This is a genomic window from Burkholderia sp. WP42 (assembly GCF_000745665.1).
GTDB classification, from domain to species: Bacteria; Pseudomonadota; Gammaproteobacteria; order Burkholderiales; family Burkholderiaceae; genus Burkholderia; species Burkholderia vietnamiensis.
Map to the genome: position 1 here is coordinate 103,002 of NZ_JQJT01000011.1, position 22,236 is coordinate 125,237.

The following is a 22,236-nucleotide window of genomic DNA, read 5'->3' on the forward strand; positions in this document are numbered from 1 at the left end:
TTTGGCTAAACTCCCGTAGCGCCGTGCGCCGGAACCGGTGCCACGTGCGACCCCCACGCGGCGGTTGCGGCCGTCTCGCCCCAGCAAAGCACTAAAAGGAAACAGACCAACCCATGGACGTCCAGAGCGACCAAGCTGCGCTGTCCGCGCAAGACACCCGGCGGCGCGTGTTCGCCATCGTCGGCGCCTCGTCGGGCAACCTCGTCGAGTGGTTCGACTTCTACATCTACTCGTTCTGCGCGCTGTATTTCGCGCCGGCGTTCTTCCCCAGCGGCAACACGACCACGCAGCTGCTGAACACGGCAGGCGTGTTCGCGGCCGGCTTCCTGATGCGTCCGATCGGCGGCTGGCTGTTCGGCCGCATCGCCGACCGTCACGGCCGCCGCGCGGCGATGATGATCTCGGTGCTGATGATGTGCGGCGGCTCGCTGGTGATCGCGGTGCTGCCGACCTACGCGCAGATCGGCGCGCTCGCGCCCGCGCTGCTGCTGGTCGCGCGGCTGTTTCAGGGGTTGTCGGTCGGCGGCGAGTACGGCACGAGCGCGACCTACATGAGCGAGGTCGCGCTGCAAGGGCGGCGCGGTTTCTTCGCGTCGTTCCAGTACGTGACGCTGATCGGCGGCCAGCTGTGCGCGCTGCTGGTGCTCGTGATCCTGCAGCAGGCACTGTCGGGCGACGAGCTGAAGGCGTGGGGCTGGCGCATTCCGTTCGTGTGCGGCGCGGCGGCGGCGCTGATCTCGCTGTATCTGCGCAAGTCGCTCGACGAGACGTCGACCAGCGCGTCGCGCGACAAGAAGGACGCGGGCACGATTCGCGGTGTGTGGCAGCACAAGGGCGCGTTCTTCACGGTGGTCGGCTTCACGGCCGGCGGCTCGCTGATCTTCTACACGTTCACCACGTACATGCAGAAGTATCTGGTGAACACGGCCGGCATGCACGCGAAGACGGCCAGCAACGTGATGACCGTCGCGCTGCTCGTCTACATGCTGATGCAGCCGGTGTTCGGCGCGCTGTCCGACCGGATCGGCCGGCGCACGTCGATGATCCTGTTCGGCACGCTGTCGGTGCTCGGCACGGTGCCGCTGATGCACGCGCTCAAGACGGTGTCGAGCCCGACGGCCGCGTTCGTGCTGATCACGGTCGCGCTCGCGATCGTCAGCTTCTACACGTCGATCAGCGGCCTGATCAAGGCCGAGATGTTCCCGCCGGAAGTGCGCGCGATGGGCGTCGGCCTGTCGTATGCGGTCGCGAACGCGATCTTCGGCGGCTCGGCCGAATACGTCGCGCTGTGGTTCAAGTCGATCGGCAGCGAGGAGACCTTCTACTGGTACGTGACCGCGCTGTGCGCGATCTCGCTGATCGTGTCGTGGCGCATGCGCGACCCGAGCAAGGAGGGCTATCTGCGTCACGAGCCGTGATCGGTGCAACGGCGCGGCCGCCGGTGCGGCCGGCATGACGCCACGGAACGGCGCGCCGCGATGTACGTGGCGCGCCGTTTTTTGTTCATGGCCGGTTCGCGTCGCTGGTCGCCGCGCGTAAGCGCATCGCGCATCGCGCGATATCGTTATCGAAATCGCTTCGTTGTCCGCGGTCGGCGCCAGCGCTTATGCTGGGCGCGTAGTTCGTGTGACACCTCCTTGACTGGGATTCGCGCCCGCTGCCTGCAGCGGGCGTCTTTTTGTTCCCGCTCCGTCACGCGGCCAGCAGTGTCAGGGACACCAAATATAATGGCGCGCGCGGCTCACGCGCGACAACCCATACCAAGATCCCATGAGAGAACAACCAACATCCAGGCCGTGGCTGACGATCGTGCTGGCCGTCGTCAATATCGCGATATTCGTGCTGATGTGGCGCGCCGCATCGTACGGCGACCTGTCGAACCCGCTGCTGCTCGACTGGGGCGCGAACTTCGCGCCGTACACGCTCACCGGGCAGCCGTGGCGGCTGCTGACCAGCGCATTCCTGCACGGCAGCTGGATGCACGTCGCACTCAACATGTACATGCTGATCGTGCTCGGCACGGTGCTCGAACGCGTGGGCGGGACGCTGCGGTTCGGCGTCGCGTATCTGTTGTCCGCGCTCGGCGGCTCGCTGCTCAGCGCGCTGTGGCACGGCTATCACGAAGTCGGCGGCAGCAGTTTCGCCTTCGGCGTCGTGCTGCAGACGAGCGGCATCCAGCCGGTGGTGAGCGTCGGCGCGTCGGGCGCGCTGATGGGGCTGGCGGGCGCCGCCGCGGCGCTGGTGCTGCGACGCCGGCGCGAGGCCGGAGCCGACGCGCAGGTGCCGATCAATCTCGCCGCGGTCGTGCAGGTCATCGTGCTCAACCTCGGGTCGGGCTTCGTGATTTCCGGCATCGACCAGGCCGCGCATCTCGGCGGCGTGATCGTCGGCTTCGTCGCCGGCTGGCTGATGTATGGCGGCACGCGTGCGTCGCGCGTCGCCGTGCCGCTCGTGGTCGCGGTGCTCGGCAGCGCCGCGATGGTGTCGGCGGCGCAGCGCGCGGGCAGCGACGAGTTGCAGAGCTGGCGCGTCGCGACCGATCGCGCGCTCGCGCACGACGCCGCGAAGCGGCAGGCGCAACAGCAGGCGGCCGCGATTGCCGCGCAGATCCGCGACGACGAGCAGCATCGGCCCGCGCCCGTGTCGGCCGAGCGCGCCGCAGGCACCGTCGTGCCGGTCGGCAAGTGGCCGTATGCGATGGTGCTGGGCGCGTCGGGCAAGCGGCTGTACGTGACCGACATCGACCGCAACACGCTCGTCGTGGTCGATGCGCAGCGCCAGGCGGTCGTGCGGACGATCGCGGGTGAACCGTTCGCGACCGGGCTCGACGGCTGCCCCGGCAACATGTGCCGCGGCCGCGGCGCGAGCGGCCTCTATGTGAGCCCCGACGAACGCTATGCGTACGTCGCGTCGATGCGCGAGAACGGGCTCGTGCGCATCGACCTGAACAGCGGCGCGATCGTCGACGGCGTGACGCTCGGCCGGTTCCCGCGCGCGATCGTGGCGTCCGCATCGAACGACAGGCTGTACGTGCTGAACAGCGTCGACGACACGATTTCCGTCGTCAGCCTCGCGCACTGGCCGCAGGTCGTCGCGACGCTGCGGCTCGGCGATCACGATGCGTCGGGCGTCGAGTTCGGCCGCGCGCTGTCGATGTGGCTGTCGCCCGACGGCAAGCGGCTGTATGCGTATGCGTTCGAGAAGAGTGCCATCGTCGCGTTCGACACGGCGACGAATGCGCCGGTGCAAACCTATCCGGTCGATGCGGATTTCATCGAAGCGAAGCCGGGCGCGAACGGTGCCGGCGTGTGGTTCTACAACGCGTCGTCGGTGCAATGGCGGGACGCGTCGACGCTTGCCGTACGCAGCGCTTATCCGGTGTGCGACACGTCGATGCACAGCTTCGACGGCAGCGGCGACGGCTCGCTGATCGCCGTCGCCGGCTTCGACGGCAAGCCGCTGCGCGTGATCAAGACGGCGACGCGTCGCACGGTGGGCGAGTTTCCGGTGGCGGGCGGCGCCGGGCAGGTGATCTTCGCGCCTGACCGCCGCACGCTGTTCGCGCTCGGGGCAGCGGGTACGCTGTCGTTCCTCTCCATGGACCGCTCGCTCGATTATCTGCAGGACGGCGGCGACGGCGAGTTCCTGTGCGCGGCGTCGGCCGACGGCAGCGGGGAGGGCGGGGATGCCGGCGACGAATGACCGCGCTCGCGCGTCATCACGAAACCCGCAGAGCAAAGCATCATTTGTTGGTTCGAATCCGCCGCATGCGCTGATACGTTAGCGGCTTCGCGACGATACACCGCGTTGCGATGTTCCTCGAACCGGGCCGCCGCGCGATCCGCGGCGGCCCTCATAACAATGCAGGCTGCGCTCATGAAATTCCACACTCTCGCTACCTGGCTCGTCGGAGCTGCGCTCGTTACGGCGGGCACGCTCGCGCATGCAGACCGCCTCGACGACATCAAAAAAGCCGGCGTGCTGCGCGTCGCGACGTTCGACAGCAACCCGCCGTTCGGCTTCGTCGATGCGAAAAGCCACCACATCGTCGGCCTCGACGTCGACTACGCGAAGGCGCTCGCCGACAAGCTCGGCGTGAAGCTGCAACTGCAGCCGACCAATCCGGCCAACCGCATTCCGTTCCTGACCTCGGGCAAGGTCGACCTGGTGCTCGCGAACTTCACGATCACCGACGAGCGCGCGAAGCAGGTCGACTTCAGCATTCCGTACTTCTCGTCGGGCCAGCAGTTTCTCGCGAAGAAGGGCGTGCTGAAATCGGCCGACCAGCTGAACGGCTTGCGCGTCGGCGCGGACAAGGGCACGACCAACGAAATCACGCTGCGCGACAAGTTCCCCGGCGCGACGATCGTCGCGTACGACGACACGCCGTTCGCATTCGCGGCGCTGCGCGCGGGCAACGTGCAGGCGATCACGCAGGACGGCCCGAAGCTGATCGGCCTGCTCGCGAACGTGCCCGACAAGCAGAACTACGAGATCCCCGCGTTCACGATCTCGAACGACTACATGGGCGTCGGTGTGCCGAAGGGCGAAGCGCGCCTGCTCGGTTTCGTGAACGACACGCTGAAGGGGCTCGAGGCGAACGGTCGCGCCGCGCAGATCTACGACGCGTGGTTTGGCCCGACGACCAGGACGCCGCTCACGCGCATCTTCCGCATCGGCGATCGCACCTGAGTCGTTCGCGCCGCGCGTCGAGATCGCCCGCCGCACGTTGCCCGGCGCCCGGCGCCCGTCGCGGTGCGACGGATCGCGGCGTTTCCCGTGTCACTTACCCGATCGCGCCCGCCGCGATCGCACCATCTCATGTTCGGGTTGGCTCCCAAATATCTGTCCTGGCTGTGGCAGGGCTTTCTGGTCACGCTCGGCCTGGCGGCTGCGTCGGCGCTCGCGGCGAGCGTCGGCGGCTTGCTGCTCGCCGTGATGCGTCACGCGCGCGGGGCGGCGCCGCGCATGCTCGCGGCCGGCTATGTCGTGGCGTTGCGCAATACGCCGCTGCTCGTGCAGCTGCTGTTCTGGTATTTCGGCGTCGCGTTGCTGCTGCCCGATACGTGGATCGCGTGGCTGAACGCGCGCCACCGGCTCGACATCGGCCCGCTCACGCTCGCGTGGCCGTCGTTCGAATTCGTCGCGGGCTGGGTCGGGCTGAGCGCCTACACGGCCGCGTTCGTCGCCGAGGAATGCGAAGCCGGCCTGCGCGGCGTGCGGCGTGCGCAGCACGATGCCGCTGCGGCGCTCGGCCTCACGCCGATGCAGTCGCTGCGCTACGTGGTGCTGCCGCAAGCCGTGCGTATTGCGCTGCCGCCGCTGTTCGGCCAGTACATGAATCTCGTCAAGAATTCGTCGCTCGCGATGGCGATCGGGGTCGCCGAGCTGTCCTATGCGTCGCGGCAGGTCGAGACGGAGACGTTCAAAACCTTCGCCGCATTCGGCATCGCGACCGTGCTGTATGTCGCCGCGGTGGCCGCGATCGAGGCCGCCGCGTACGCGGCCACGCAATGGCGCGACCGGCTCGGCGCAGGGCGGTGACGATGGACCTTTCGCTGTTGCTCGACAACCTGCCGTATCTGCTCGTCGGCGCCTTCCCGGACGGCCCGCTCGGCGGCGCCGCGTTGTCGCTCGTGCTGGCGATGGCATCGGCCGTCGCGTCCGCGCTGCTCGGCGTCGCGCTCGGTGTGGGGATGGCGCTCGCGCGCGGGCCGCTGCGCGTCCTGCTGCTCGCGTTCATCGGTTTTTTCCGCGCGATTCCGGTGCTGATGCTGATCTTCTGGACGTACTTCCTGATGCCGATGCTGCTGCACATGGACGTGCCGGGGCTCGCGACCGTCGTCTGCGCGCTCGCGCTGATCGGCGGCGCCTATCTCGCGCACGCGGTGCACGCGGGCATCGTCGCGGCGGGCGAGGGGCAGCGTCAGGCGGGCTTGTCGCTCGGGCTCACGCGCTGGCAGACGGTGCGCCACGTGCTGCTGCCACAGGCGATCCGGATCATGACGCCGTCGTTCGTGAACCAGTGGGTTGCGCTCGTGAAGGACACGTCGCTCGCGTACATCGTCGGCGTGCCGGAACTGTCGTTCGTCGCGACGCAGGTGAACAACCGGTTGATGGTGTATCCGGCGCCGATCTTCCTGTTCGTCGCGGTGCTGTACCTCGTGCTGTGCACGTCGCTCGACGGCGCAGCGCGCTGGCTGCTGTCGCGCCGCGAGCGTGCGCAGCAGATCGCACGCACGACGCCCGACCGGACCGAACCCGCGCGATGACGGGTGTGCCGCGTGCGGTGCGTGATGCGCGCTTGCTTGCGGTATGAGGTTCGATGACGCCACGCGGCGGCGCGCGTCGGTGCTGCGCAGCGCGGGCACCGGCTACGTTCCGCCGCAGCGGATCAACCAAACGCCGGGAGTGGCGCGGCGTCGACCGATATCGCGATCCTGCGGTTACCCACGCACGTCACCGCCCCGGCCACACACCCGACCGAACGTTACGACGCGCCGTAATGCGTATCGAACACCGAACGCAGCGTCGACGGCCCGACCGCGAAGTCGCCCCACAGCGGGCCGTCGCCTTGCGCGAACGCAAACGGCGTCGTGCCGATCGACGCGAGGCGGAACCGCCACTGCGCGGCTTCCTGACGGAACGCGGTGCGTTGCATGTCGGACAGCTCGGTTTGCGCGCTGGCGAGCGTGACGAGCGGATCGACCGGGTCGTTCGCGATGCGCACCTCGAAGTGCAGGTGCGGGCCGGTCGCCGCGCCGGTCATCCCGACCGAGCCGATGCGCTGACCCTGCTTCACCGTCTCGCCGACCTTCAGCCCGCGCGCGTACGCAGACAAATGCGCGTAGTAGGTCGAATAGCCGTCGGCGTGATCGACGATCACGTAATGGCCGTAGCCGCCCGGATCGGTGCCCACGAACGACACGACGCCATCGGCCGCCGCATCGACCGGCGTGCCGGTCGGCGCCGCGAGATCGACGCCGGTGTGGAACGCCATCGCCTGCGACAGCGGATGCACGCGTTCGCCGAAGAACGAACTGATGCGCGTCCACTTGACCGGCATCGTGAACGCGGCGGCTTCGAGCGGCGCGCCGTCGAGCGTGTAGTACGCGCCATGCTCGGCGCCCGGCGCGTGGAACCAGATCGCGCCGAACTTGCGGCCCGCGACGCGCAGCTCGACTGCGGTGAGGTGCGGCGTGCCGTTGTTGGTGTCGTACGCGATCCGGTAGTAGTCGCCGCGCTGCGCACTCGCACGCATCGCCACCTTGCCGGTGACGAGATCGCCGAGCTGGATGCGAACCTCGGGCGGCACGTCGAGCCGATCGAGCGTGTCGGACAGCGTGAGCTCGATGTCGCCCGCGCGCATCCCGTGGCTCCGGTCGGGCTCGGCGTACTGGAACAGGTTCGGATAGCCGAGCATGTCGTTGCGGTGCGCGCTGAGCGACGCGAACAGGCCGGGCTGCGCGCTGCGCTCGGCGAACGCGTGGCGCTCGCCGATCGTGTGTGCCAGCTCGCTCGTCACGAAATGCTGGGCGGTGGGAAACGGCGTGTCGGACAGCACGCGCTGCGGCAGCACGGCCGTGCCCGAATCGACGGCGCCGGGCAGTTGCGAAACCGCCGGCAATGCGGCGGCGAGACCGAACGCGGCGAGGGCGCCGAGCACGGCGGCCGGCACCAGCGCGCGCACGAGGCGCTGCGCACGGCCGGGCGCGAAGGCATCAGGGGTTGCAGCAGGCTTGACCAAAGGTGTCCACATCCAGGAAAGCGGTTCAAAGAGGTGTGGGCAGGAGCCGTCGCGCGAAAGGCGCCGCGCAGGCGCGGGGCGGGCGACGGGCGTGCAACAAAACAGGCCCCGCGTGGGGCCCGTGTCGTTGCCGTTCGACCCAACTTGCGGGCGCGCCCGCTTCGAACGGCGGCGTGAACTGCCGGGTCGAACCCGATTATCACGAAGACGCTAAGCAATGATGACCGCGTCAGTCTACCGATGTTCCGCGAAACGTTGAAAATTTTAAAGAGGGTCGGCCCATTCGTTTCGCAGTGCGGAAATTGGGGTTAATTCAGCATTTATTGCGCGGCTTTCCGCGCGGCAGGCAATTTTTGCGTGCGCACGCGCAGCGCCCCGGATGACTCGACGGCGTCGAAACCGGCGTCGAGCATGGCTTCGGCGTCGTTCCAGCGGGTGCCGCGCAGGCGGTCGGTCCAGATCATCGACGCGAACACGCCTTCGAGCAACGACACCAGATAGACGGCCGCCAGATGCACGTCGAGATCGGCGGCCAGCTCGCCGCCGGCGATCGCGCGGCGCAGCAGCGCTTTCGTGATCCGCAGGATCTGCAGCTCGAGCAGCGTGCGCCGGCGCAGCAGTGCGCCGTTTTCTTCGCTCTGTTCGCACTTCGTATAGAGAATCACCAGCACGCGCTGCATCGAGCCCGGCTCGCCGCATTGCCGCAGATAGTGCGACGCGGCGCGCCGCAGCGTCGCGAACGCGGGCAGGCCGTCCGCGGCCTCGAAGCCTTCCGACGTGCGCGCGAACGCGCGGTCGCACAGCGCCAGACAGACTTCCATCTTGTTGCGGTAATGCCCGTATACGGCGCCGCGCGACATCCCGGCCGCTTCGGCGAGGTCGGCCATCGCGGTCTGCGCGACGCCCTGTTCGAGCAGCACGAGCTCGGCGGCGTCGAGAATCCGGTGCTTGATGGCGAGCGATTCTTCCCGGGTCTTGCGGGCCATGGCGTGAATTTCCTTACAGTTCGCTGTCGTTTTATTGAGACAGTAGGCCAATCGTTCGACAACGTGCATATTTAATCAGTCGTGACTGATTATAATCGGCCACCCTGAGCTGCCGCATTTTCTATCGGCGGCGAACGATCCGAGGTCACAGATGAACAACACGGGTTTCGGCACGCGGCGCGGCGCGCTCGCGATGCTCGCGCTTGCGGCCATGCTGGTCGCGGGCGGATGTGGCAAGGGCGGGCCGGATACCGCGCCGCCGGCCGTGCGAAGCGCGACCGTCGTGACGGTGCGCCCGACCGCGGTGCCGATGACGGTCGAATTGCCCGGGCGGCTCGACGCGTATCGGCAGGCGGAAGTGCGCGCGCGGGTCGCGGGGATCGTGACCGCGCGCACGTACGACGAAGGGCAGGAAGTGAAGCAGGGCGCGGTGCTGTTCCGCATCGATTCCGCGCCGCTGATGGCGGCGCGCGATGCCGCGCAGGGCGCGCTCGCGAAGGCGCAGGCCGCCGCGCTCGCCGCCACCGACAAACGCCGCCGCTACGACGACCTGGTGCGCGACCGCGCGGTCAGCGAGCGCGACCTCACCGAGGCCGTCGCCGCCGATACGCAGGCGAGGGCCGAGGTCGTGTCCGCGAAGGCCGAGCTCGCCCGCGCACAGCTTCAGCTCGACTACGCGACGGTCACTGCGCCGATCGCCGGCCGCGCGCGGCGCGCGCTCGTGACCGAAGGCGCGCTCGTCGGCCAGGATCAGGCGACGCCGCTCACGACCGTCGAGCAGCTCGACCCGATCTACGTGAATTTCTCGCAGCCGGCGGCCGACGTCGAGGCGCTGCGCCGCGCGGTGAAGAGCGGGCGGGCGACCGGCATCGCGCAGCACGACGTCACGGTCACGCTGGTGCGCGCCGACGGCAGCGCGTATCCGCTCAAGGGCAGGCTGCTGTTCAGCGATCTCGCGGTCGATCCGACCACCGACACGGTCGCGATGCGCGCGCTGTTTCCGAACCCGGAGCGCGAGCTGCTGCCGGGCGCGTACGTGCGGATCTCGCTCGACGCGGCCGTCGATCAGCGCGCGATCCTGGTGCCGCGCGATGCGTTGCTGCGCACGGCCGAGCGCACGTCGGTGCGCGTGGTCGGGCCGAACGGCAAGGTGCGCGACGTCGAAGTCGTCGCCGACCGGATGAGCGGCCGCGACTGGCGCATCACGCGCGGCCTCGCGGGCGGCGAGCGCGTGATCGTCGACGACGCCGCGCAGTTCGCGCCCGACACCGTCGTGAAGCCCGTCGAGCAGGCACCGCCGGCGAAGGCCGCAGCGGCCGGGCCCGCCCGCCAAACCTGACCGGTTCATACACCATGGCACGTTTCTTCATCGATCGCCCCGTGTTCGCATGGGTGATCGCGCTGTTCATCCTGCTCGGCGGCGGCTTCGCGATTCGTGCGCTGCCGGTCGCGCAGTATCCCGACATCGCGCCGCCCGTCGTCAGCATCTATGCGTCTTACCCGGGCGCGTCCGCGCAGGTCGTCGAGGAATCGGTGACCGCGCTGATCGAGCGCGAGATGAACGGCGCGCCGGGGCTGTTGTACACGTCGGCGAGCAGCAGCGCCGGGAGCGCATCGCTCTATCTGACCTTCAAGCAGGGCGTGAACGCCGATCTCGCGGCCGTCGAAGTGCAGAACCGGCTGAAGACGGTCGACGCGCGGCTGCCCGAACCGGTGCGGCGCGCCGGCATCCAGGTCGAGAAGGCAGCGGACAACATCCAGCTGGTCGTGTCGCTGACGTCGGACGACGGCCGCATGACCGACGTGCAGCTCGGCGAATACGCGTCGGCGAACGTCGTGCAGGCGCTGCGCCGCGTCGACGGCGTCGGCCGCGTGCAGTTCTGGGGCGCCGAATACGCGATGCGGATCTGGCCGGACCCGGACAAGCTGGCCGGACATGGCGTCACCGCGTCGGACATCGCGTCGGCCGTGCGTGCGCACAACGCGCGCGTGACGATCGGCGACATCGGCCGCAGCGCGGTGCCGGACAGCGCGCCGATCGCCGCGACGGTGTTCGCCGACGCGCCGCTGAAGACGCCGGCCGATTTCGGCGCGATCGCGCTGCGCACGCAGCCGGACGGCTCCGCGCTCTATCTGCGCGACGTCGCGCGCGTCGAGTTCGGCGGCAACGACTACAACTATCCGTCGTACGTGAACGGCAAGGTCGCGACCGGCATGGGGATCAAGCTCGCGCCCGGCTCGAACGCGGTCGCGACCGAGCGGCGCGTGCGCGCGGCGATGGACGAGCTGTCCGCGTACTTCCCGCCGGGCGTGAAGTACCAGATCCCGTACGAGACGTCGTCGTTCGTGCGCGTGTCGATGAACAAGGTCGTCACGACGCTGATCGAGGCCGGCGTGCTGGTGTTCCTCGTGATGTTCCTGTTCATGCAGAACCTGCGCGCGACGCTGATCCCGACGCTCGTCGTGCCGGTCGCGCTCGCGGGCACGTTCGGCGTGATGCAGGCGCTCGGCTTCTCGATCAACGTGCTGACGATGTTCGGCATGGTGCTCGCGATCGGCATCCTCGTCGACGATGCGATCGTCGTCGTCGAGAACGTCGAGCGGCTGATGGTCGAGGAGCGGCTCGAGCCGTACGAAGCGACCGTCAAGGCGATGCAGCAGATCAGCGGCGCGATCGTCGGCATCACGGTGGTGCTGACCTCGGTGTTCGTGCCGATGGCGTTCTTCGGCGGCGCGGTGGGCAACATCTACAGGCAGTTCGCGCTCGCGCTCGCGGTGTCGATCGCCTTCTCGGCGTTTCTCGCGCTGTCGCTGACGCCCGCGCTGTGCGCGACGCTGCTCAAGCCGGTGGACGGCGGCCATCACGACAAGCGCGGCTTCTTCGGCGCGTTCAACCGCTTCGTCGCGCGCGCGACGCAGCGCTATGCGACGCGCGTCGGCACGATGCTCGCCAGGCCGCTGCGCTGGCTCGTCGTGTACGGCGCGCTGACCGCGGCCGCGGTGCTGATGCTCACGCAACTGCCGAGCGCGTTCCTGCCCGACGAGGATCAGGGCAACTTCATGGTGATGGTGATCCGGCCGCAGGGCACGCCGCTCGCCGAGACGATGCGCAGCGTGCGCGAGGTCGACGCGTACCTGCGCCGCGAGGAGCCGGCCGCGTACACGTTCGCGCTCGGCGGCTTCAACCTGTACGGCGAAGGGCCGAACGGCGGGATGATCTTCGTCTCGCTGAAGGACTGGCGCGCGCGCAAGGCCGCGCGCGATCACGTGCAGGCGATCGTCGCGCGCATCAACGCGCGCTTCGCGGGCACGCCGAACACGACGGTGTTCGCGATGAACGCGCCGGCCTTGCCCGATCTCGGCTCGACGAGCGGCTTCGACTTCCGCCTGCAGAACCGCGGCGGGCTCGACTACGCGGCGTTCAGCGCCGCGCGCGAGCAGTTGCTCGCGGTGGCCGGCCGCGACCCTGCGCTGACCGACGTGATGTTCGCCGGCATGCAGGACGCGCCGCAACTGAAGCTCGACATCGACCGCGCGAAGGCGTCGGCGCTCGGCGTGTCGATGGACGAGATCAACACGACGCTCGCGGTGATGTTCGGCTCCGACTACATCGGCGACTTCATGCACGGCACGCAGGTGCGCCGCGTGATCGTGCAGGCCGACGGCCGGCATCGCGTCGATCCCGACGACGTGAAGAAGCTGCGCGTGCGCAACGCGCGCGGCGAGATGGTGCCGCTCGCGGCGTTCACGACGCTGCACTGGACGCTCGGGCCGCCCCAGCTCACGCGCTACAACGGCTTCCCGTCGTTCACGATCAACGGCTCGGCCGCGCCGGGACACAGCAGCGGCGAAGCGATGGCCGCGCTCGAGCGGCTTGCCGCGACGCTGCCGGCGGGAATCGGCCACGCGTGGTCGGGACAGTCGTTCGAGGAGCGGCTGTCGGGCGCGCAGGCGCCGATGCTGTTCGCGCTGTCGGTGCTGGTGGTGTTCCTCGCGCTCGCGGCGCTGTACGAGAGCTGGTCGATTCCGTTCGCGGTGATGCTGGTCGTTCCGCTCGGCGTGATCGGCGCGGTGCTCGGCGTCACGTTGCGCGCGATGCCGAACGACATCTACTTCAAGGTCGGGCTGATCGCGACGATCGGCTTGTCGGCGAAGAACGCGATCCTGATCGTCGAAGTCGCGAAGGATCTGGTCGCGCAGCGCATGCCGCTGATCGACGCCGCGCGCGAGGCCGCCCGCCTGCGGCTGCGGCCGATCGTGATGACGTCGCTCGCGTTCGGCGTCGGCGTGCTGCCGCTCGCGTTCGCATCGGGCGCGGCGTCCGGCGCGCAGATGGCGATCGGCACCGGCGTGCTCGGCGGCGTGATCACGGCGACGGTGCTCGCGGTGTTTCTCGTGCCGCTGTTTTTCGTGATGGTCGGCCGCGTGTTCGACGTCGGCCCGCGCCGGCGCGGCGCGTCGCAGCCGACGACGATGGAGGGTTCGCATTGATGGTCGCGCTCAATCGCCGCATGGCGGGCCGCGTTCCGCTCGCGCTGGCCGCGGCGCTCGCGCTCGCGGGCTGCTCGCTCGCGCCGCACTACGAACGGCCGGCCGCGCCCGTGCCGGCCAGCTACGCAGCGCCGGACGGCGGGCAGGGCGGGGAGGGTGGCGCGCCCGCTGCATCGGCATCGGCATCGGTCGATGCCGCGCTGCTCGACGACTGGCGCGCGTACTTCACCGACCCCACGCTGCAGGCGTGGATCGACGCCGCGCTCGCGAACAATCGCGACTTGCGGATCGCGGCCGGCCGGCTCGACGAAGCGCGCGCGCTGTACGGTGTGCAGCGCGCGGACCAGCTGCCGTCGCTCGATGCGAACCTCGCCTACGACCGCACCCGCCAGTACGACCCGGTGGTGCGCCAGAGCGCGGTGAGCGGGCTGTATCGGGCGGGCGTCGGCATCAGCGCCTACGAGCTGGACCTGTTCGGCCGCGTGCGCAGCCTGTCGGATGCCGCACTCGCCGACTATTTCGCGACGGCGTATGCGCAGCGCACGGTGCGCATCGGCGTGATCGCCGAAGTCGCCGGCGCGTATGTCGCGCAACGATCGTTGCAGGAGCAACTGGCGCTGGCGCAGCGCACGCTCGACGCGCGCGAACGCATCGCCGCGCTCACGCGGCGCCGCTACGCGGCCGGCACGAGCGATGCGATCGAGCTGCGCTCGGCCGAGATGCTGGTGGCGTCCGCGCGTGCGTCGCAGGCCGCGCTGCAGCGCGAGCATGCGCAAGCGGTGCGCGCGCTGCAGCTGCTCGCCGGCGATTTCGCGCGCGAGGCGCCGGCCGACGGCGCGACGCTCGACGCGCTCACCATCGCGCCGGTCGCGCCCGGCGCGCCGAGCGCGTTGCTCGAGCGGCGGCCCGACGTCCGTCAGGCCGAGTCGCGTCTGCAGGCCGCGAACGCGCAGATCGGCGCGGCGCGCGCGGCATTCTTCCCGCGCATTGCGCTGACGACCGACTACGGCTCGGTCAGCGACGCGTTCTCGAGCCTGTTCGCGGCGGGCACCAGCGTCTGGTCGTTTGCGCCGCGCATCACGCTGCCGATCTTCGCGGGCGGACGCAATCGCGCCAATCTCGACGTGGCCGACGCGCGCAAGCACATCGCCGTCGCCGAATACGAGAAGACCGTGCAGACGGCGTTCCGCGAAGTGGCCGACGCGTTCGCCGCACGCGGCTGGATCGATCGCCAGCTCGCGGCGCAGCAGGACGTCTACGCGGCCGACGGCGCCCGGCTGAAACTCGCCGAGCGTCGCTATGCGGCCGGCGTCGCGACCTACCTCGAGCTGCTCGACGCGCAGCGCAGCACCTACGAGTCGGGCCAGGCGCTGATCCGGCTCAAGGAGCTGCGCCTCGCGAACGCGATCGCGCTGTATCGCGCGCTCGGCGGCGGCTGGACGCCCGCCGAAGGCGCGGACGCCGCCGCGTGATCCGCCCGCCGGCCGGCGGCACGACGCAGCGCCGGCCGGCCCCGCCGCACTTTGATCAGACAAATCCCGACAAAATCGAAGGGCTTTCCGTTAATCGGATTGAGAATGATTTGCGTTTACGTTAAATTGCCCCATCTCGAAACTGATGGAGCGGATCGATGGCAATGGCGCAAGTGCTCGAACGGTCGGCGGCGGCAACGGCGAATGCGTTCCTCGGCAGTTGTCCCGATCTTGCGCCGCGCGCGGCCGTGCCTGCGGGCCGCGGCGCGCCGCACGCGCACGGCGCGCTGCTCGACGTGCTGGTCGCGCATCGCGCGATGCTGGTGAACGTCGCGCGCGGCTTCGTCGGCTGCGCGAGCCGCGCCGAGGACGTCGTGCACGACGTGTTCGTCAAGCTCGTCGAGTTTCCGAACCAGGACGCGGTGCGCCAGCCGGTCGCGTACGTGACGCGGATGGTGCGCAATGCGTCGATCGACGCGCTGCGCCGGCAGAGTTTCGAGAGCATCCATCACACGGACGAGGACGACGGCTTCGACGTGCCGTCGCCGGAGCCGACGCCCGAGGCCGCGCTGATGACGCGCGACGCGCTGCGCCGCGTGTGCGCCGCGCTCGACGATCTGCCCGCGCGCAGCCGCGCGGCGTTCGAGATGGTGCGGCTGCGCGAGGAGACGCTGCAGACCGCGGCACGTGCGCTGAACGTGTCGCAGACGCTCGTGCACTTCATGGTGCGCGACGCCGAGCGGCACTGCGCCGAATGTCTCGATGCGTGCCATCGCGGCGTCGAATGCCCGGTGTTTCTCGGCGGCCGCGCGCGGCGCCGGTAAAAAATCGCGCCGGCCAAACGTCTTCAATACAGGAGCGGCTGAATCGACATTCCGCCGCTTCGCATCCCTCAACCGTCTCCCGTTTTTCTCGATCATGACGCAAGCCACGACGCCTTCCGCGGACACCGACGACCTCGTCTACACGGTCGTCATCAACGACGAAGAACAGTATTCGATCTGGCCGACGTTCCGGGCGGTGCCGGCCGGCTGGCGCGAGGTCGGCGTGCGCGGCCCGAAGGCCGACTGCCTCGCGCACATCGACGCCGTGTGGACCGACATGCGCCCGGCGAGCCTGCGCCGCGCGATGGACGGCGAGCCCGCTTCCCGCGCGTCGTGACGCGCCGCGCCGCTGGCGGCGCGCTACCTGAAGAGGACGTTGCATGACCCTGCTTTCGTTGCCGACGCTCGACGATCTGCGTATCGAGCCGGGACTGCCCACCGTCGTGTCGCCGCGCAGCGCCGACGGAATGTCGATCGACGCGCTCGCGCCGCTCGCGCATGCGATCGCGGCCGACACGCTCGAACGGGCGGGCGGTGTGCTGTTCACGGGCTTTCGCGTGCCGTCGATCGACGCGTTCCAGCGCTTCGCGGCATCGTTCGGCGATCCGCTGATCGGTTACGAATATGCGTCGACGCCGCGCAGCCAGGTCGAAGGCGCGGTGTACACGTCGACCGAATACCCGCCGCACCGCGCGATCCCGCTGCACAACGAGCAGTCGTACACGCGCGAGTGGCCGTTGCGGATCTGGTTTCACTGTGCGCTCGCGGCGCAGCAGGGCGGTGCGACGCCGATCGCCGACAGCCGCGCCGTGTATCGCGCGCTCGACCCGGCGCTGGTCGCACGCTTCGAGCAGCGCGAGCTGCTGTACGTGCGCAACTTCGGCCAGGGGCTCGACCTGCCGTGGCAGCAGTCGTTCGGCACCGACGATCCGGCCGCGGTCGAGCGCATGTGCGCGGCGCGCGGAATCGAATGCGCCTGGCGCACCGGCGACGACGGCGAACTGCTGCTGCGCACGCGCGAGCGTTGCCAGGCCGTCGCGCGCCATCCGCGCACCGGCGAGCGCGTGTGGTTCAACCAGGCGAACCTGTTTCACCTGTCCGCGCTCGACGACGACATGCAGGACGCGCTCGTCGATGCGGTCGGCCTCGACAACGTGCCGCGCAACGTCTACTACGGCGACGGCGCGCCGCTCGAGGCCGACGCGCTCGCGCAGATCCGCGGCGTGCTCGAGCGCCAGCGCATCGTGTTCCCGTGGCGCACCGGCGACGTGCTGATGCTCGACAACATGCTGAGCGCGCATGCGCGCGACCCGTTCGAGGGGCCGCGCAAGGTGGTGGTCGCGATGGCGCAGAGCTACCGCGCCGCGCCGGCAGCCGCACGGAGGACCGATGACGCGTAGTGCCGCCGCGCTCGCCGCGCGCGGACTGACGGTGGGCTATCGCGACCAGGTCGTGATCGACGGGCTCGACCTGTCGATCGCGGCCGGCCGCGTGACCGCGCTGTGCGGCCCGAACGGCTGCGGCAAGAGCACGCTGCTGCGCACGCTCGCGGGCCTGCAGCCCGCGCGTGCGGGCCACGTCGACGTGAACGGCAGGCCGCTCGCGTCGTTTCGCCGCCGCGCGCTCGCGCGCGAGCTGACGATGCTCGCGCAGTTCAACCAGATCCCGTCGGGGCTGACGGTGCGCGAGCTGGTCGCGTACGGACGCTATGCGTACGGCGGCTTCCTGCGCGGCCTGTCGCGCGCCGATCACGCGGCGATCGACGAGGCGCTCGACACGAGCGGCCTCGCGGGCGACGCCGGGCGCGACGTCGGCGCGTTGTCGGGCGGCGAGCGGCAGCGTGCGTGGATCGCGATGGCGCTCGCGCAACAGGCGCCGATCGTGCTGCTCGACGAGCCGACGACCTATCTCGACATCCATCACCAGCTCGACATCCTCGACGCGCTGCGCGCGCTGAACCGCGCGCGCGGGCTGACGATCGTCTGGGTGCTGCACGACCTGAACCAGGCGGCCGCGTACAGCGACGACATCGTGCTGATGCGCGCCGGCCGCGTCGTCGCGCACGGCTCGCCGGATGCGATGCTGGAGCCCGAGCGGCTGCGCGCGGCATTCGGCGTCGACATGCTGAAGCTCGCGCATCCGCAAACCGGCGCGCCGATGTGCGTGCCGGCGTACGGACCTTCGGTCTCCGGCGCGACGCACGCGTTCGATCGCGCGGCCGATCCGGACCTCGCCGCATGACCACGCTGGCGATACGCAAGCGGCGCGGTGCGTGCGCGCCTGACGCGGCGTCCGGCGGCCGCGCCGCGGCGCTCGCGCTTGCGCTGCTCGCGCTGATCGGCGCGCTCGCGGTGCTGCGCGTCGCGCCCGACCTGCGCGCATGGTGGAGCGCGGCGCCCGGCAGCGACGACGCGTTGCTCGCGCACGTGTTCCTGTTCGAGCTGAACCTGCCGCGCGTCGCGGCGGCCGTCGTCGCGGGCGGCAGCCTCGGCATCGCCGGCGCGCTGTTCCAGTCGCTCACGCGCAATCCGCTCGCGTCGCCCGATCTGCTCGGCGTGACGGGCGGCGCACAGCTCGGCCTGCTCGCCGCGATGCTGGTGCCGGCGCTGGCCGGCGTCGCGTCGGTGCCGCTGCTGTTCGCGTGCGGGCTGCTCGCCGCCGCATGCGCGATCGCCGCGGCCGGCGGCTGGCGCGCGACGCCGCTGCGGCTGGTGCTCGCGGGCAGCGTCTGCATGCTGCTGTTCGCCGCGCTGTCGACGCTCGTGCTCGCATTCTTCGAGCAGAACATCGCCGGCGCCGCGCTGTGGGCGAACGGCAGCCTGTATCAGCCGGGCGCGAGCGGCCTCGCGTTGGCCGTTCGCTGGCTCGTCGCGCCGCTCGTCGCACTGCCGTTCGTGATTCGGCCGCTGAACCCGCTCGCGCTCGGCGACGACGCGGCGGCCGCGGCCGGCGTGCGCGTCGACGCGACGCGGCTCGCCGCGACGGTCGTCGCCGTCGCGTTCACGAGCGTGGCCGTCAGCATCGCCGGCCCGCTGTCGTACGTCGGGCTCGTCGCGCCGAACCTGCTGCGTCAGGTGCGCGGCGCGCGCGCGGCACGGCTCGGCGTGCTCGTGCCGCTGTCGGCGCTCGCCGGCGGCGCGCTGGTGCTCGGCACCGACAGCGCGGTGCTCGCCGCCGGGCTCGACGCGACCCTGTCGACCGGCGTCGCGATCACGCTGGTCGGCACGCCGCTGATGCTCGCGATGATCCGGCGCGGCGCCGCGTGGTCGGGTGTGCTGCATGCGCAGCCCGAGCGCGCGGCCGGCGGCGGCGCGACGCGGCTGGTCGGCCGGCTGGAACGGCTCGAGGGGCTCGGCTGGCCGCTGCGCGGCGCGCTGTTCGCGGCTTCCGCCGCAGTCGTCGTGGCGATCGTGTTCGCCGGCGTGTCGGCCGGCCCCGAATGGGTGACGCCCGCGCGCTGGTGGGCCGCGCTCGCGGGCCACGATCCGGTCGCGCGCATGCTGATCGACCTGCGCATGCCGCGCCTGCTGTGCGCGCTGTTCGCGGGCGCGCTGCTGGCCGCGAGCGGCGTCGCGATGCAGAGCGTCGTGCGCAATCCGCTCGCCGGCCCCGAAGTGCTCGGCGTCACGCAGGGCGCGGGGCTCGTCACGCTGTTCGCGTTGTCGACGTGGCCGCTCGCCGGGCAGCTGACGCTCGCCGCGGCGGCGTTGACGGGCGGGGCGCTGTCGCTCGCGATCACGCTCGCGCTGAATCATCGGCATCGCTATGCACCGCTCGCGGTCGCGCTGACCGGCATCGCGATCGGCGCACTGTGGACCACGCTCGCGCAGTGGCTGATCACGCAGGAAAGCGTGCAGCCCGCGCGCTTCGTCGTGTGGCTGGTCGGCGGCACCTACGGCCGCAGCTGGGGCGAGGTCGCGATGCTGCTGCCGTGGTGTGCGCTCGCGGTGCCGGTGTTCGCGTGGCTCGCGCGGCCGCTCGACATGCTCGCGCTCGGCGACGATCAGGCGGCCGCGCTCGGCCTGCCGGTCGCCGCGCTGCGCCCGCTCGCGCTGACCATCGCGACGCTCGCCGCGTGCGCGGCCGTCGCGGCGGTGGGACCGGTCGGCTTCGTCGGCCTGATGGCGCCGCACGTCGCGACGATGCTCGGCGCGCGCCGGCATCGCACGCGGCTGTACGTCGCGGCCGCCTGCGGCGCCGTGCTGCTCGGCGCGGCCGATCTCGCGGCGCGCACGCTCGTCGCGCCGCGCGAAGTGCCGGCCGGCGTGCTGACCGCCCTGATCGGCGCGCCGTATCTGCTCGGGCTGCTGATCGTCGAGGGGCGCCGCGCGCGGCGCGCGGCGCGATGACGGCGGCGCCCGGCTGCACCGCCGACACCGGCGCCACGCGGTTTTCCGCGTTCGCGCCCGAAGCGCTCGGCGCGCATCTCGACGTCGTGTGGCTCGGCCGCCCGCACGAGACGCACGCACCGGGCCGGATCGTCGTGCCGGTCGAGGCGCTGGCCGATCATCGCGACGCGCTGCTCGACGCGATGGTCCGTCACTACGGCGGCGACCCCGCGCGGCATGCGCGTGCGCTGATCTCGCAATGGAGCAAGTACTACTTCGGGCGCGCGGCGCCCGCGGCCGTGGCCGCCGCGCTGACGCTCGGCCGGCCGCTCGACATGGCGCCGCGCCGCACCTTCGTCGCGCTCGACGACGGGATGCCGGGCGCGCTGTACTTCGCGCCCGATGCGCTCGGCGCGCCGTGCGACGCGCCCGCGCCGCGTTACGCCGGGCTGCGCGCGCATCTGCACGCGGTGATCGAGCTGCTCGCCGAGATCGGGCGCGTCACGCCGCGCGTGCTGTGGAGCAACGCGGGCAACCTGCTCGATCATCTGTTCGGCATGTACCGGACGCTGCCGTGCGTCGCCGATCCCGTGCGCGATGCGTGCTGGCTGTTCGGCGCGTCGTGCGTGGACGGCGAACCGAATCCGCTGCGCATGCCCGTGCGCGACGCCGTGCCGCGCTCGGCGCTGCTGCCGACGCCGTTTCGCGCGCGCCGCGTGTGCTGTCTGCGCTATGAAATTCCTGGAGAGACCCGACTGTGTGCAAGCTGCCCGCTGCTCTTGACGATGGACGATGCGGCGCTGGCCGAGCAGGACTCGAGCCGCTGATGCACGCCGGCCGCCGCCGTTCGCTCGGGATGCTGGCCGCGCTCGCCGCCGCGTGCGCGGCGCCGCGCGATGCGCTCGCGAGCGATGCACGCGCGGCCGGGCGTGGCGCGGGTATGGCTACGGCCACGGCCTTGCAGGCCGGCCGCTCGCTCGCCGGCAACCCGGTCGTGTCGCAGGCGAGCGCGACGATGCCGCTGCGCGCGCAGCGCGTGGTCGCGCTCGACTTCATGTTCGCGGAAAGCGCGATCGCGCTGGACATCGTGCCGGTCGGCATGGCCGATACGGCGTTCTATCCGGGCTGGCTCGGCTACGCCAGCGACCGGCTCGCCCACGTGACCGACGTCGGCTCGCGGCAGGAGCCCGGGCTCGAAGCGATCGCCGCCGTGCAGCCCGATCTGATCCTCGGCGTCGGCTTCCGGCATGCGCCGATCTTCGACGCGCTCGACCGGATCGCGCCGACGATCCTGTTCCAGTTCAGCCCGAACGTGTCGGAGCGTGGCGTGCCACGCAGTTTACCGATCACGCAATTCGACTGGATGCGCGAGATCTTCCGCACGATCGGCGCGGTCACGGGCCGCGGCGCGCGCGCGCAAGCGGTCGCAGCGCAGCTCGACGCGGGCATCGCCCGCAACGCGGCGCGGGTTGCCGCGGCGGGACGCGGTGGCGAACGCATCGCGCTGCTGCAGGATCTCGGGCTGCCGGACCGTTACTGGGCCTATACGGGCAACAGCACGTCGGCGGGCCTCGCGCGTGCGATGGGGCTTGCGCCGTGGCCGAACACGCCGACGCGCGAGGGCACGCTGTACGTGACGTCTGCCGATCTGCTGAATCAACGCGATCTCGCCGTGCTGTTCGTCACCGCGAGCGGGCCGGACGTACCGCTTGCGGCGAAGCTCGATTCGCCGGTGTGGCGGTTCGTGCCCGCGCTGCGCGAGCACCGGATCGCGCTCGTCGAACGCAACATATGGGGCTTCGGCGGCCCGATGTCGGCGCTCAAGCTCGCCGACGTGATGACCGACACGATGCTGAAACTGCCGGCCGTGCGCTGACGCGTGCGGCGGTAATTCACGTCGGACAGCCGGGTAGCGCGGTTCAGAAGGGCATGGTGTGCGAGGGTTCGTTGTGCGTTCGTCCCGGCGCGTTCACGTGAGTGGGTCGGTAAGCGGGCCGCACGTTTCGCGTTTCGGGGACGGGCGGCACCGGGTCGTCCGTGATGCACGCTACCACCTACGCGCGCTCGAAAGACTTTCCGATGGCGGGCGCGCTCGTAACAGCGGGGCGAACCCGCGCTGGTTCGGTTGCCGAGCGACACAGCGCCTTCCGCCATGCACGGCATAGCCTGCGCAACGTCTCCGTGCAACGCATGCGCCCAACAGCGAATCGAACCCAACGCCAGTACACAGCAACCGCGACGCACATCCGGCCACATCTTGCCCGCAGCAGCAGCCGGTCGCCGCGATCGCGCTGCGCCCGCAAGCCCATCGACGCAATCGCTGCCCGCTCGCCGTCGATCATCGAGACCGCCGGCGCGACCAACACGACGATGCAGGCCGGCGTGCCC

At 70.5% G+C, this 22,236-nt stretch carries 17 protein-coding genes; 15 read left to right on the forward strand and 2 right to left on the reverse strand.

Annotated elements, in window-relative coordinates; genetic code table 11:
- The first annotated feature begins 113 nt into the window (after positions 1-113).
- The 5 genes from EX20_RS07295 to EX20_RS07315 all read left to right on the forward strand — a co-directional run bounded on the left by EX20_RS07295 (position 114) and on the right by EX20_RS07315 (position 6,272).
- Positions 114-1,418 carry an MFS family transporter gene (locus EX20_RS07295; RefSeq protein WP_011884766.1) on the forward strand — a complete coding sequence of 435 codons (1,305 nt, stop codon included), beginning with the start codon at positions 114-116 and terminating at the stop codon, positions 1,416-1,418.
- Between the two features lie 352 nt (positions 1,419-1,770).
- The gene (locus EX20_RS07300) at positions 1,771-3,702 is read left to right on the forward strand and encodes a rhomboid family intramembrane serine protease (protein WP_034193106.1); all 1,932 of its coding nucleotides are present in this window, start codon (positions 1,771-1,773) and stop codon (positions 3,700-3,702) included.
- Between the two features lie 174 nt (positions 3,703-3,876).
- A complete protein-coding gene (locus EX20_RS07305) occupies positions 3,877-4,692 on the forward strand; it encodes an ABC transporter substrate-binding protein (protein WP_034193107.1) in 816 nt (271 codons plus the stop codon).
- 129 nt (positions 4,693-4,821) lie between these two features.
- Entirely contained in the window at positions 4,822-5,544 is a 723-nt protein-coding gene (locus EX20_RS07310) for an amino acid ABC transporter permease (protein ID WP_034193108.1), read from the forward strand.
- Between the two features lie 2 nt (positions 5,545-5,546).
- Positions 5,547-6,272, forward strand: coding sequence for an amino acid ABC transporter permease (locus EX20_RS07315; protein ID WP_011884774.1), 726 nt, complete (start codon positions 5,547-5,549; stop codon positions 6,270-6,272).
- 218 nt (positions 6,273-6,490) lie between these two features.
- On the opposite strand, the gene EX20_RS07320 is transcribed toward EX20_RS07315, so the two are convergent.
- Positions 6,491-7,759, reverse strand: coding sequence for a M23 family metallopeptidase (locus tag EX20_RS07320; protein WP_011884775.1), 1,269 nt, complete (start codon positions 7,757-7,759; stop codon positions 6,491-6,493).
- A 308-nt stretch (positions 7,760-8,067) separates the two neighbouring features.
- A complete protein-coding gene (locus EX20_RS07325; protein WP_011884784.1) occupies positions 8,068-8,733 on the reverse strand; it encodes a TetR family transcriptional regulator in 666 nt (221 codons plus the stop codon).
- Positions 8,734-8,884: 151 nt separating this feature from the next.
- Here EX20_RS07325 and EX20_RS07330 point away from each other — a divergent pair, with 151 nt between their 5' ends.
- The 10 genes from EX20_RS07330 to EX20_RS07375 all read left to right on the forward strand — a co-directional run bounded on the left by EX20_RS07330 (position 8,885) and on the right by EX20_RS07375 (position 21,724).
- The gene (locus EX20_RS07330) at positions 8,885-10,072 is read left to right on the forward strand and encodes a MexX/AxyX family multidrug efflux RND transporter periplasmic adaptor subunit (protein ID WP_014723004.1); all 1,188 of its coding nucleotides are present in this window, start codon (positions 8,885-8,887) and stop codon (positions 10,070-10,072) included.
- A gap of 14 nt (positions 10,073-10,086) precedes the next feature.
- On the forward strand, positions 10,087-13,224 hold the full coding sequence (locus EX20_RS07335; RefSeq protein ID WP_034193110.1) for a multidrug efflux RND transporter permease subunit: 3,138 nt from the start codon (positions 10,087-10,089) through the stop codon (positions 13,222-13,224).
- A complete protein-coding gene (locus tag EX20_RS07340; protein WP_034193111.1) occupies positions 13,224-14,696 on the forward strand; it encodes an efflux transporter outer membrane subunit in 1,473 nt (490 codons plus the stop codon). The genes EX20_RS07335 and EX20_RS07340 overlap by 1 nt, the downstream gene beginning before the upstream one ends.
- A 158-nt stretch (positions 14,697-14,854) precedes the next feature.
- Entirely contained in the window at positions 14,855-15,520 is a 666-nt protein-coding gene (locus EX20_RS07345; protein ID WP_034193112.1) for an RNA polymerase factor sigma-70, read from the forward strand.
- 94 nt (positions 15,521-15,614) lie between these two features.
- Positions 15,615-15,857: an MbtH family protein gene (locus EX20_RS07350; RefSeq protein WP_011884790.1), complete on the forward strand. Its 243-nt coding sequence runs from the start codon at positions 15,615-15,617 to the stop codon at positions 15,855-15,857.
- Between the two features lie 43 nt (positions 15,858-15,900).
- A complete protein-coding gene (locus EX20_RS07355; protein ID WP_034193113.1) occupies positions 15,901-16,920 on the forward strand; it encodes a TauD/TfdA family dioxygenase in 1,020 nt (339 codons plus the stop codon).
- Positions 16,910-17,761: an ABC transporter ATP-binding protein gene (locus EX20_RS07360; protein ID WP_014723008.1), complete on the forward strand. Its 852-nt coding sequence runs from the start codon at positions 16,910-16,912 to the stop codon at positions 17,759-17,761. The genes EX20_RS07355 and EX20_RS07360 overlap by 11 nt, the downstream gene beginning before the upstream one ends.
- Entirely contained in the window at positions 17,758-19,869 is a 2,112-nt protein-coding gene (gene fhuB / locus EX20_RS07365; protein WP_034193114.1) for a Fe(3+)-hydroxamate ABC transporter permease FhuB, read from the forward strand. The genes EX20_RS07360 and fhuB overlap by 4 nt, the downstream gene beginning before the upstream one ends.
- Entirely contained in the window at positions 19,866-20,675 is an 810-nt protein-coding gene (gene fhuF / locus EX20_RS07370; protein ID WP_011884798.1) for a siderophore-iron reductase FhuF, read from the forward strand. The genes fhuB and fhuF overlap by 4 nt, the downstream gene beginning before the upstream one ends.
- The gene (locus EX20_RS07375) at positions 20,675-21,724 is read left to right on the forward strand and encodes an ABC transporter substrate-binding protein (RefSeq protein WP_034193115.1); all 1,050 of its coding nucleotides are present in this window, start codon (positions 20,675-20,677) and stop codon (positions 21,722-21,724) included. Before fhuF ends, EX20_RS07375 begins: the two co-directional genes overlap by 1 nt.
- Positions 21,725-22,236 lie beyond the last annotated feature (512 nt).